Origin of the sequence: Exiguobacterium aurantiacum DSM 6208, from assembly GCF_000702585.1 — a bacterium.
GTDB lineage: Bacteria > Bacillota > Bacilli > Exiguobacteriales > Exiguobacteriaceae > Exiguobacterium > Exiguobacterium aurantiacum.
Genome location: NZ_JNIQ01000001.1, coordinates 2,266,437 through 2,279,007, shown reverse-complemented (window position 1 = coordinate 2,279,007; position 12,571 = coordinate 2,266,437). Strand labels below are relative to the sequence as shown.

Sequence of the window (12,571 nt, the reverse complement as noted above, 5' to 3'; positions counted from 1 at the left end):
GTGAATGAATAACGTAGTAGAAGCTTTAGGAAATACGATTGTCACGCTTCTTGGCTATTATAGTTGGGTCTTGATCGCCTACATTTTACTGTCATGGTTCCCGAACGCACGCGAATCGAAGTTTGGACAAATTTTGTCGTATCTTTGTGAACCGTTTTTAAATCCGTTTCGTCGGATCATCCCTCCAATCGGCGGGATGCTCGATATCTCCCCAATCGTCGCCTTGTTCGTACTTCGAATGGCACAAGCGGGAGTGCGAGCGATTTTCGGTCTGTAAATGAGCGTCTTCGATCATTATCGGCCGAGCGAGCGAGCCTTCATCGAGCAAGTGCTCGATTGGGTGCAGCAAGTCGAGGACAACTACTTGTTCAAACTGACAGATTTTTTAGACCCGCGTGAACAACAGATTGTCAAACAAATCGTCGGGAATCGCTTGGCGATTTATGAGGACGGTGGTTTTGAAGGTGCGGAACGGAAACGACTCATTCTCGCACCCGATTACTATGAACTGGATCCGCTTGATTTTGAAATCGCGATTCGTCAAATCGATTATCCGACCAAATTTGTCGACTTGACCCATCGTCAAGTGACGGGCACGCTTCTCAATGCCGGCTTAAAACGGCAAAAGTTTGGAGATGTCGTGTTACATGACGGTGTCGCCCAATTCGCGACGACGCGTGACGCGGCCGGTTTCATCGAGATGAACGTCGATCGTGTCGGGAAGGCACGAATCCGGATTTCGGACGTTGCGCCCGAAGCGAAGCTCGTCGTCCCAGAGACGAAGTGGAGCGATGAATTCGGCATCGTCTCGTCTCTTCGGTTCGACACAGTCGTAAGTGAAGTGCTCGGACTCTCGCGTCAAAAAGCACAAGCGCTCGTCAAACACGGTGAATGTAAAGTGAATCATAAGCCGATTGACGATGCGAGCTTTATCCTCGAGCCGGACGATTTAGTTTCGATTCGTGGGTATGGTCGGGTGAAGCTGATGGCGATTCTCGGCTCGACGAAACGGGAGAAAATAAAAATCCAGTATGGCATCATACGTTGAATTTAGGAGGAAAGTCGAATGGCGTTGACACCGATTGATATTCATAACAAAGAGTTCTCGACTCGTTTTCGCGGGTACGATATCGATGAGGTCAATGAATTTCTAGATCAAATCATCAAAGAGTTCGAACTATTGATTCGTGAGAACAGAAGGTACGAAGAACTCGTCAACGATATGCAAGCTCGCATTGACTACTTCTCCTCGATGGAAGATACGTTAAACAAATCGATCATCGTCGCTCAAGAGGCGGCCGAAGAAGTGAAGACGAACGCAGCCAAAGAAGCGAGTCTCATCTTGAAGCAGGCGGAGCGTGAAGCGCTCGCCCGTGAAGAAGATGCGGCGCGCAAAGAGCAACTCGCCGAGCGAGAAGTCGTCCAAATGCTGAAGAAGGTCGAGCTGTACCGGACACGTTTCCGTGTTCTCGTCGATGCGCAGATGGAGCTGTTGAACAGCACGGAATGGGACACGATCGTCGGCGAACCACCGGTCCAAACGGTTCTTGACGATACGACCGAACTTCCGTATAATGACGACGAAGTCATACCAAACAAACATCACGGATAATACACAATACGTCGATTAGGACACGTCGATAAAGTCATACCTACGAAGCGACTTAGGGAAGGTGCAAGCCTAAGAGAAAGACTTTATTCGGTATCCCCTATGAGTGTCGTGCTGAACGCAGTAAGCACGACCGCCTGACCTCGTTATCGGTCTCCAAGAGCGGTCTCAAACGTTGTTTGAGATTAGTAGGGTGGTACCGCGAGTCGACGAACTCGTCCCTATTTAGGGGCGGGTTTTTTTGTTGGATGAATTATAAAATTAAGTGCAACACCTGAACGTGAACGCAAAAAAAGCCCATAGCGACGGCCTCGTGTAGAATGAAGTCACCACAACACACATTCACACGGAGGAATCGACATGAGCTATACCCATCTTACCACAGCGGAACGCGTGAAAATAGAGACCTACCTGGAGCTCGGGATGTCCGTACGGTCCATCGCGAGACGGCTCGGGCGACAGCCCTCGACCGTCTCGCGGGAGATCAGAAGGAACCCCGGCTACACGGCCGAACGCGCACAGGAGCGCTACGCCAATGCGAAGCGAAACTGCGGCGCCAAGACGAAGCTCGACGACATGATGCGCCGGACGATCATCGAGAAGCTGCGGGCGACCTGGTCCCCGGAACAGATCGTGGGTCGTCTCTTCGACGGGAAAATCGCCTTCTCGACCATCTATCGTTGGATCTATTCGGGGCTGATCGACGTACCGGTGACCGTGCTCCGCCAAAAGGGCAAGCGCCAGAAACCGATAGAGACACGTGGTCGGTTCAACATCGGTCTGTCCATCGCCAAACGTCCGAGAGAGGTGCGCACACGCGAGACATTCGGCCACTGGGAGCTCGACACCGTCGTCTCCGGGCGTGGGAAGTCGAGGGCGTGCGTCGCGACGTTCATCGAGCGAAAGAGCCGGTTCTACATCGCCCTGCCGATCACCGACCGCAGCGCGGCCTCGATGGAGGAGGCGATCCACACGGTCCACGCGGCCTTCCCAGCGGGCACGTTCAAGACGGCGACGACGGACCGGGGCAAGGAGTTCAGCTGTCACGAGCGCGTCCGGGCGACACTCGGCGTGCCGATGTATTTCGCCGACCCGTACTCGTCGTGGCAGCGCGGCAGCAACGAGAACGCCAACGGCCTCCTGCGCGAGTTCTTCCCGAAAGGATCGGACTTCGCGACGGTCGGCCAGGGAGAGATCGTGGACGCGCTCGCCAAGATCAACGGGCGGCCGAGGAAATGTCTCGGCTGGAAGACCGCACACGAGGCCTTCGCGGAGGAAGTGTTGCGCTTAATTTGACAAACCGTCGTTGTCAAAAAACTGAAGGAGGAGTTTCAATGAACTACAAAGACACACTATTGATGCCTGAAACAGATTTCGCCATGCGCGGAAACTTGCCGAAACGCGAACCTCAAATGCAGGAAGCATGGGAGCAGATGGACCTTTATACGCGCGTCCAAGAAAAAAATGCCGGGAAGCCCCAGTACATCTTGCATGACGGTCCTCCGTATGCGAACGGCGATATCCATATGGGCCACGCGCTCAACAAAGTGTTGAAAGATATCATCGTCCGCTTCAAGTCATTGAACGGATATCAGTCCCCGATGATCCCAGGTTGGGACACGCACGGTCTCCCAATCGAGAACGCGCTCCAAAAAGCAGGCGTCAACCGTAAAGAAATGACGGTCGCCGAGTTCCGTGAGAAATGTGCGGCGTATGCGATGGAGCAAGTGAACTCGCAACGCGAGCAGTTCAAACGCCTCGGTCTGTTGGCTGATTTCGATAACCCGTACATCACGCTCCTTCCGGAATACGAAGCGGCCCAAATCCGCTTGTTCGGGACGATGGCTGAAAAAGGCTACATCTATAAAGGTAAGAAACCGGTCTACTGGTCACCGTCTTCTGAATCAGCACTCGCTGAAGCGGAAATCGAGTACTACGACAAGAAATCACCGGCGATTTACGTGGCGTTCCAAGTCGTCGACGGGAAAGGCGTGCTTGAGCCGACTGACCACTTCGTCATCTGGACGACGACGCCTTGGACGATCCCTGCTAACCTCGGGATCGCCGTCAGCGATGAATTGACGTACACGCGTATCGAGCATGACGGCAAAGGGTACATCGTCGCCGACAGCCTCGTCGAAGAAGTGACGACAGCGCTCGGCTGGACGGACGTCACGGTGAGCGGGTCATGGAACGGCCGTGAGTTCGAACATATGACGGCGCAACACCCACTTTACGACCGGACATCGCTCGTCATGATCGGCGACCACGTCACGGCAGACGCAACGGGTCTCGTTCATACGGCACCAGGTCACGGGGAAGACGATTACCGCGTCGGACAAGCCTACGGACTCGACGTCTTATGCCCGGTCGACGACCGTGGTTATATGACGGACGAAGCACCTGGATTTGAAGGTCTCTTCTATGAAGACGCCAACAAACAAATCGGCATGAAGCTTGAAGAGAACGGTTACCTCCTTAACTTGAAATTCATCAAGCACTCATACCCGCATGACTGGCGTACGAAAAAACCGGTCATCTTCCGTGCGACGCCGCAATGGTTCGCCTCAATCAAAGATTTCCGGGCCGATATGCTTCGTGAGATCGAAGAAGTGAACTGGGTACCAGAGTGGGGCATGACACGTTTGTTCAATATGGTCCGTGACCGTGGGGACTGGGTCATCAGTCGTCAACGGGCATGGGGTGTGCCGATCCCGATCTTCTACGCTGAAGATGGGACCGAAATCATCACGAACGAGACGATCGACCACGTCGCCAACTTGTTCCATGAGCATGGCTCGAACGTCTGGTACGAGCGCGAAGCGAAAGACTTGTTGCCAGAAGGGTTCACACATCCGAACAGCCCGAACGGCGAGTTCCGTAAAGAACTCGACATCATGGACGTCTGGTTCGACTCAGGTTCGTCTCATGCGGGCGTGCTTGAACAGCGCGACAACTTGCGTCGTCCTGCTGACCTGTATTTGGAAGGCTCAGACCAATATCGCGGCTGGTTCAACTCGTCACTTTCGACGGCTGTCGCGACGACCGGCAAAGCGCCGTATCGCAACGTGCTCAGCCATGGCTTCGTTCTCGACGGCGACGGCCGCAAAATGTCGAAGTCACTCGGCAACACGATCGCGCCGAACGACCTCGTCAAACAGTACGGAGCTGAAATCGTCCGTCTTTGGGTATCGTCGGTCGACTATCAATCGGACGTTCGTGCGTCTCACGACAACTTCAAGCAAGTGTCGGAAGTATACCGAAAAATCCGAAACACGCTCCGTTTCTTGCTCGGTAACTTGAACGGGTTCGACCCGTCGATGCGTGTCGCGTTCGACGACATGCCGGAAGCCGACCGCTTCATGGCGACGAAATTGAAGCAGTTGCAGACGAAAGTCGTCAAAGCGTACGACACGTTCGACTTCATGGCCGTCTATCACTTGATTCACAACTTCTGTGTCAACGAGTTGTCGTCGTTCTACCTCGACTTCACGAAAGACATCCTCTATATCGAGCGTGAAGATGATGCGCGTCGTCGTGCCGTTCAGACGGTCATGTATGACACGGTCGTCACGCTCACGAAATTGATCGCGCCGATCCTTCCGCATACGGCCGACGAAGTGTGGCAAGAAGTGCCGGCCCAATCGGTCGACAACGTCTTCTTGTCAGACATTGAAGAAGTCGCTCCGCTCACGGAAGAAGAGACGACGTTGCTCGCGAAGTGGTCGAAATTCCTCACGTTCCGCAACGACGTGTTGAAAGCGATTGAAATCGCCCGTGGCGAGAAGTTGATCGGGAAGCCGCTCGAGGCGAAGCTCGTCATCGCGCCGAAAGCAGAGACGAAACAGTTGCTCGATACAATCGACAACGTCCGTCAATTGCTCCAAGTGTCGCAACTCGACTATGCCGAGACTGCCGACGTGGACTATGCGACGGCACAAATCACTGTCGCGAAAGCAGATGGCGCCGCTTGTGCCCGCTGTTGGACATACTCGACGGAGCTTGGGCAAGACGCCGAGCATCCTGAGCTTTGCCCACGCTGTACAGAAGTCATCGCGTAAGCTGGACCGGAGTGGCGTCAGTCCACTCCGGTTTCTTATGACGTGAAAGGAGAATTTGATGAAACGCTATTACGGATTGGCCTTGTTTCTCATCTTGCTTGACCAAGTGACAAAGTGGATCGTCGTCCAGACGATGACGATCGGACAGTCGATCGAACTCATCCCCGGATGGTTATATTTGACGTCATACCGGAATAAGGGCGCGGCTTGGGGCATGCTCGAAGGACAAATGGTGTTCTTTTTCATCGTCACGGCGATCGTCGTCGTCGGATTGATTTACTTTCTGCATAAAGAAGTGAATGGATTCAATCTGCTCGGTTATAGCGTCGGGTTGTTGCTCGCCGGTGCGATCGGAAACTTTATCGACCGCCTGTTCCGAGGGGAAGTCGTCGATTTCGTCGACACATATCCGTTCGGTTACAATTTCCCGATCTTCAATGTCGCCGACATGGCACTCACGTTCGGGGTCATCTTTATGATCATCGGCGTCTTATTTGAAGAAAAACTAAACAAAGAAAGGGGACAAACATAATGGAAACATTCACATTTGTCGCCGAAGAAAAGGCACGTATTGATAAATGGATGAGTGAACGGAGCGACTGGTCCCGTTCACAAATCCAAGACTGGATCAAGGCAGGGGACCTTCTTGTCAACGGTCAAACGGTGAAACCGAACTACAAACTACAAGTCGGGGACGAAGTCGTCGTGACAGTCCCGGAAGCCGTCGAGCTCGAAGTGTTGCCAGAAGACATTCCGCTCGACATCGTCTATGAGGACGAGGATGTCATCGTCGTCAACAAAGCGCGCGGCATGGTCGTTCATCCGGCGGCAGGACATACGTCTGGGACGCTCGTCAACGCATTGCTTTTCCATTGTGACGACTTGTCAGGGATTAACGGCGTCAAGCGCCCGGGCATTGTCCACCGTATCGATAAGGACACGACAGGTTTGCTCATGGTCGCTAAAAACGATTTGGCCCATGAGTCGCTCGCGCGTCAGCTGAAAGACCGCACGATCAAGCGAGAGTATATCGCCCTCGTCCATGGCGAACTCGCCCATGAACTCGGATCGATCGAGGCGCCGATCGGGCGTGACACGAACGACCGCCAGCGCATGACGGTGACGGATCGAAACGCGAAAGAAGCGGTGACCCACTTCCGTCTGCTCGAGCGATATAAAGATTTCACCCTCGTCGAATGCAAACTCGAGACCGGTCGGACGCATCAAATCCGTGTCCATATGCGCTACATCGGCCATCCGCTCGCCGGTGACCCGAAATACGGACCGCGTCGGACGATTCAATTGAACGGTCAAGCGCTCCATGCGGCGACGCTCGGCTTCCATCACCCGCGTACGGATGAGTGGCTCGAATTCGAGGCGAAACTTCCAGCCGACTTCGAGGCAGAACTCGCGAAATTGGACAAAATCGAGAAAACGCGTTGACTTTCAACCGATTCCGATTTATAGTCTAGAAAGCATAACACCTTTAAACCCAGTCCAGAGAGGCTGTGAAAGGATCGTGGCCGCGGCCACTACACGTCGATTATTTGAGGCAGGAGTCTGCCCTCACATATGAAGACTTCCTTTCCAGCCGGATGAGGAAGTCTTCTTTTTTTATACCGTTCAGAGAGGAGGAACACGTGTGAAACACTCTACTATACTAGACGAGGCCGCCATCCGGCGAGCGTTGACACGAATCGCCCACGAGATCATCGAGCGCAACAAAGGGACCGATAACGTCGTCCTTGTCGGCATCAAGACGCGAGGAGAGACGCTCGCCGATCGGCTCGCCCGCCGCATCGAAGAAATCGAAGGGAAGCCGATCGCCCTCGGAAACTTGGACATCACGCTATACCGGGACGACTTATCGAAAAAGTCACTCGACCCGGAAGTGAAAGCGACCGAACTCCCGCACGATATTAACGGCAAGACGGTCGTGTTGATCGATGACGTCTTGTACACGGGACGGACGGTGCGTGCCGCAATGGACGCACTCGTCGACCACGGTCGACCGGATTATATCCAGCTTGCCGTTTTGATTGACCGCGGACACCGCGAGTTACCAATCCGCCCGGACTTTGTCGGGAAAAATGTCCCGACCTCGAAATCCGAACAAGTCGTCGTCAGACTCAGTGAAGTCGACACGACGGACGAAGTATTCATCAAACAACAGTAACACCAAAACCTTTAAGGTGGTCCAGAGAGGCCAGGAAGGAGAACCACATATGAAACCAATCCTCAACATCCACGAGCGTCCTGCTCACTTGCCACAATGGCTGCTCTTCAGCCTTCAACACGTCTTCGCCATGTTCGGAGCGACGATTTTAGTCCCGATTTTGACAGGACTGAACACATCTGTCGCCCTCGTCGCTTCCGGAGTGGCCACGCTCTCATTCCTAGCCATCACCCGATTCAAAGTCCCGACGTATCTCGGGTCAAGTTTCGCCTACATCGCGCCGATCATCGCAGTCAGCCAACAATGGGGCGTCGAAGCCGCACTGTTCGGCGGCATCATCGCCGGTTCGGTTTACGGTGTCGTCTCACTCATCATCTATAAGACGGGCGTGCGTTGGCTGTTGCGGCTCTTGCCGCCGGTCGTCGTCGGCCCGGTCATCATGGTCATCGGCCTGTCGCTCGCACCGGTCGCCATCGACATGTCGATGAACCAAGACGGAGCGTATAACGGCACGTTCGTCACGATCGCCTTGCTCACGCTCGGCATCACGATGGTGGCGATGACGAAATTGAAAGGGGTATGGGGCGCCGTCCCGATCCTCTTCGGAATCGTCGGCGGCTATGCCATCGCAGCCATGTTCGGGATCATCGACTACTCGGCTATCGGACAAGCGAGTTTGTTCCAACTGCCTGACTTCACGATGGTATTCGTCGATTACATGCCGATGTGGCAAGTCGGGGCTCTCCTCGCGATCGTCCCGGTCGCCCTCGTCACGATGACAGAGCATATCGGCGACCAGATGGTCACGTCGAAAATCATCGGACGCGAGACGATGAAAGACCCAGGCCTGCACCGTACGCTTCTCGGCGACGGTGTCGGGAAAGCGGTCGCGTCGGCGCTCGGCGGCCCGCCGTGTACGACGTACGGTGAAAACAACGGCGTCATGGCCATCACGAAAGTGTACAGTGTGTACGTCATCGCCGGTGCAGCACTCATGGCGATCAGCTTCGGCTTCCTCGGCCACGTCGAGGCGTTCATCTCGACGATCCCGAACCCGGTCAAAGGCGGCATCTCGATCCTGTTGTTCGGTGTCATCGCCTCGAACGGGCTACGGACGATGGTCGAGAGCAAAGTCGACCTCGCCGAGAAACGTAATTTGATCATTGCCTCGGTCATCCTCGTCGTCGGACTTGGCGGGGCGATGGTCCAACTCGGCAGCTTCCCGGTCCAAGGGATGGCGCTCGCGACAATCGTCGGCATTCTCTTGAACGCCTTCTTGCCAAAAGAAGAGACGAGTGCGGAAGCCGATGAGCAACCAACTGAAGAAACTCGACAAGCAAGTAACTTTTAATTCGATCCCGTGAGGTCGGCAAAGTGAAGGCTCGTTTATTTGGGTGTAGTCTACCCAAATGAAGGCGTCCCTTCACGTAGGTGAAGAGGCGCCTTTTCTCTTTGCCTTCTACGAAAAAGGAGGAGACGAACATGAACTTGATCAAACAACAACCGAAACATTTTGTCAGTCTGGATACGCTCACGTTAGAAGAGATCATGGGAATGATTGAGGAGTCGCTGCGCTACAAACAAGGTGACATGCCCCCACTGTTTGATGGGAAGACGGTCGCGAACTTGTTCTTTGAAAACTCGACGCGGACGAAAAATTCGTTTCAAATGGCCGAGCGACATTTGAAGATCCAAGAGATCCCGTTCGACGTGGCAACGTCGTCGGTGACGAAAGGCGAGACGCTCTACGACACGTGCAAGACGCTCGAGGCGATCGGTGTCGACGCCCTCGTCATCCGTCACCCGGAGGATGGGTACTATCACGAGCTCGTCGAGAAGCTGTCCATCCCGGTGTTGAACGGAGGAGACGGCAGCGGGGAACACCCGTCGCAGTCGCTGCTCGACCTCGTCACCATCTATGAAGAGTACAAAACGTTTCAAGGCTTGAACGTCGCCATCTGTGGCGACCTCGTCCATAGTCGTGTCGCCCGGTCGAACGCATCGGTATTGAAACGACTCGGCGCGAACGTCGTCGGCTGTAGCCCGACCACGTGGTGGGACGAGTCGATGGGACTCGTTCATCGCGACATTGACGACGTCTTGCCAGACTGTGATGTCATCATGTTGCTCCGCGTCCAACACGAACGCCACATCATGGGTGACATATTCTCGAAAGAAGACTATCACGCCCGCTTCGGCTTGACGGTCGAGCGAGTCGGCAGAATGAAGCCGAGCGCGATCATCATGCATCCGGCCCCGGTCAATCGGGACGTCGAGATCGCGGGCAGTTTGATTGAACATCCACAGTCGCGTATCTTTCCACAGATGACGAACGGGGTATATGCACGCATGGCCATCTTACAACGAGCATTAGGGGGACAATTATGATACTTCAACGAGCAACTTGGTATGACGGGAACATGAAACGGACAAGTGATGTATTGATCGAGGACGGCATCATTCGTTCGGTCGACTATGATGGGCCGACGAACGGTCACGACTTGATCGACGCGAGCGGGAAGCTCCTCATCCCAGGACTTGTCGACGTGCACGTCCATTTGCGTGAACCGGGCGGTGAGAAGAAAGAGACGATCAAGACAGGGACCGAGGCGGCAGCGGCCGGCGGCTTTACGACGATCTGCGCCATGCCGAACACACGCCCCGTCCCGGACGACCGGGCGACGATGGACGATTTGTTGACGAAAATCGAACAAGACGCCGTAGTGCGCGTGCTGCCATACGCGGCCATCACGAAGCGACAGCTCGGAACCGAGCAAGTTGACATGGCATCACTCGCGGACGCGTTCGCGTTCACGGATGACGGTGTCGGCGTCCAAGCAGCGGCGATGATGCGCGAGGCGATGCGCGAGGCGAAACGGCTCGGGAAAGCGGTCGTCGCACACTGCGAGGATAATACGCTCAAGGCCGGTTCGGTCCACGAAGGCCGGTTCAGTGAAGAACATGGTATCCAAGGCATCCCGAGCCTCGCCGAGAGCATCCACATCGCCCGCGACGTCTTGATCGCCGAAGAGACCGGTTGCCACTATCACGTCTGCCACGTCTCGTCTAGGCAGTCGGTCCGTGTCATTCGTGACGCCAAACGAGCGGGCATTCACGTCACGGCCGAAGTGACGCCGCACCACCTCGTCTTGTGCGAAGATGACATCCCGGGTCTGGATTCGAACTTCAAGATGAATCCGCCGCTCCGGAGCGCAGACGACCGGGAGGCGCTGTTAGAAGGATTGCGCGACGGGACGATCGATATGATCGCGACCGACCATGCCCCGCATACGGCAGAAGAGAAAGCGGAAGGGATGGAACGGGCGCCATTCGGTATCACCGGGTTCGAGACCGCGTTCCCGCTCCTGTACACGACGTTCGTCAAAACGGGGCAGATGGAAGAGGCGGCGCTCATCGAGTGGATGACGAAGCGGCCGAGTGACGTGTTCGGTTTGCCTTACGGGATAATCGGTGTCGGCCGAGCAGCAGACCTCGTTCTCGTCGACACGAACACGGTGCGCCAGGTCGACCCGGCGACGTTCCGTTCGAAAGGGAAGAATACACCGTTCGCAAGGAAAGAACTGACAGGATGGCCGGTCATGACGATCGCGGCCGGAGAAATCGTATATAAGGGGAGATTCGATGAAACGAACATTATGGCTTGAGGACGGGACGACATTTGTTGGGAAGGCGTTCGGCGCTGATGTCGAGACGAGCGGGGAAGTCGTGTTCCAGACGGGGATGACCGGGTATCAAGAGATGTTATCCGACCCGTCTTACTGCGACCAGCTCATCGTGTTGACGAATCCATTGATCGGGAACTACGGGGTGAACCGAGAAGATTTCGAGACGACCGTCCCGATGGCGAAAGGGCTCATCGTCAAAGAAGTGTGCGAGACGCCATCAAACTTCCGCTCGACGGCGACGTTGTCGGAAACGCTCAAGCGCTTCGGGATCCCGGGACTAGAAGGCATCGACACTCGGATGCTCACGCGCCATCTTCGTTCACGCGGGGTCATGCGCGGCGTCATGGTCGACGGGGAATCGACGTGGGCGACCGTGGCGAGCCGGTTCGGAGACGAGCTGCGTACCGATCAAGTCGAACGTGTGTCGACGAAACGGGCCTACGTCACGACAGGAAGCGGACCGCGCATCGCCCTCATCGATTTCGGGGCGAAGCTCGGCATCATGCGTGAACTCGTGAAGCGCGACTGTGAAGTCGTCGTCTTGCCGCACGACGTGACGGCCGAAGAAGTGATGCGCTACGAACCGGACGGCGTTATGCTGTCGAACGGACCGGGTGACCCGAAAGACGTCCCGACGGCTCTCCCGCTCATCGAGACGCTCATGCCGAAACTACCGATTTTCGGGATTTGTCTCGGCCATCAATTGATTTCGCTCGCGGGCGGTGCGAATACGTTCAAACTCCCGTTCGGCCATCGCGGCGCCAATCATCCGGTGCTCGAACTTGAGACCGGTGCGGTGACAATCACCTCGCAAAACCATGGATACGCGGTCGAGGAGTCCTCACTCGCACACACCTCGCTCATCGTCACGCATCGGGCCGTCAACGATGGGACGGTCGAAGGTGTGAGACACTTGCATCATCCGACGTTCTCGGTCCAATACCATCCGGAAGCGGCACCGGGACCTTACGATGCCAATGACTTATTCGACCGTTTCATGACACTCGTCCAAGAAAACAAACAGAAAGTAGGAATATGA

12 protein-coding genes are annotated in these 12,571 nt (G+C 55.3%); all 12 read left to right on the top strand.

The annotated features are described in order from the left end of the window. Positions 1-4 precede the first annotated feature (4 nt). The 12 genes from P398_RS0112030 to P398_RS0111975 all read left to right on the top strand — a co-directional run bounded on the left by P398_RS0112030 (position 5) and on the right by P398_RS0111975 (position 12,571). Positions 5-277 carry a YggT family protein gene (locus tag P398_RS0112030; RefSeq protein WP_024370034.1) on the top strand — a complete coding sequence of 91 codons (273 nt, stop codon included), beginning with the start codon at positions 5-7 and terminating at the stop codon, positions 275-277. After that, on the top strand, positions 278-1,048 hold the full coding sequence (locus tag P398_RS0112025) for a YlmH family RNA-binding protein (RefSeq protein ID WP_024370035.1): 771 nt from the start codon (positions 278-280) through the stop codon (positions 1,046-1,048). It begins immediately after the preceding gene. 18 nt (positions 1,049-1,066) lie between these two features. Continuing rightward, complete coding sequence (locus tag P398_RS0112020) at positions 1,067-1,612, top strand: DivIVA domain-containing protein (RefSeq protein ID WP_029335447.1); 546 nt, start codon at positions 1,067-1,069, stop codon at positions 1,610-1,612. 357 nt (positions 1,613-1,969) lie between these two features. Beyond that, positions 1,970-2,905 (top strand): IS30 family transposase, encoded by a 936-nt coding sequence (locus P398_RS0112015; RefSeq protein ID WP_029334082.1) that lies wholly within the window; start codon positions 1,970-1,972, stop codon positions 2,903-2,905. A 38-nt stretch (positions 2,906-2,943) separates the two neighbouring features. Then, positions 2,944-5,670 carry an isoleucine--tRNA ligase gene (gene ileS / locus P398_RS0112010; protein ID WP_029335446.1) on the top strand — a complete coding sequence of 909 codons (2,727 nt, stop codon included), beginning with the start codon at positions 2,944-2,946 and terminating at the stop codon, positions 5,668-5,670. Positions 5,671-5,728: 58 nt separating this feature from the next. Continuing rightward, positions 5,729-6,202, top strand: a complete 474-nt coding sequence (lspA, locus tag P398_RS0112005; RefSeq protein ID WP_029335444.1) for a signal peptidase II — start codon at positions 5,729-5,731, stop codon at positions 6,200-6,202. Continuing rightward, the gene (locus tag P398_RS0112000; RefSeq protein WP_024370039.1) at positions 6,202-7,113 is read left to right on the top strand and encodes an RluA family pseudouridine synthase; all 912 of its coding nucleotides are present in this window, start codon (positions 6,202-6,204) and stop codon (positions 7,111-7,113) included. The genes lspA and P398_RS0112000 overlap by 1 nt, the downstream gene beginning before the upstream one ends. Positions 7,114-7,312: 199 nt before the next feature. Next, a complete protein-coding gene (gene pyrR / locus P398_RS0111995; RefSeq protein WP_024370040.1) occupies positions 7,313-7,846 on the top strand; it encodes a bifunctional pyr operon transcriptional regulator/uracil phosphoribosyltransferase PyrR in 534 nt (177 codons plus the stop codon). A gap of 49 nt (positions 7,847-7,895) precedes the next feature. Further along, the gene (locus P398_RS0111990) at positions 7,896-9,197 is read left to right on the top strand and encodes a uracil-xanthine permease family protein (RefSeq protein WP_024370041.1); all 1,302 of its coding nucleotides are present in this window, start codon (positions 7,896-7,898) and stop codon (positions 9,195-9,197) included. A 131-nt stretch (positions 9,198-9,328) separates the two neighbouring features. Continuing rightward, positions 9,329-10,234 carry an aspartate carbamoyltransferase catalytic subunit gene (locus P398_RS0111985; protein WP_029335442.1) on the top strand — a complete coding sequence of 302 codons (906 nt, stop codon included), beginning with the start codon at positions 9,329-9,331 and terminating at the stop codon, positions 10,232-10,234. After that, positions 10,231-11,511, top strand: coding sequence for a dihydroorotase (locus tag P398_RS0111980; protein WP_029335440.1), 1,281 nt, complete (start codon positions 10,231-10,233; stop codon positions 11,509-11,511). The genes P398_RS0111985 and P398_RS0111980 overlap by 4 nt, the downstream gene beginning before the upstream one ends. Then, entirely contained in the window at positions 11,489-12,571 is a 1,083-nt protein-coding gene (locus P398_RS0111975; RefSeq protein WP_029335439.1) for a carbamoyl phosphate synthase small subunit, read from the top strand. The genes P398_RS0111980 and P398_RS0111975 overlap by 23 nt, the downstream gene beginning before the upstream one ends.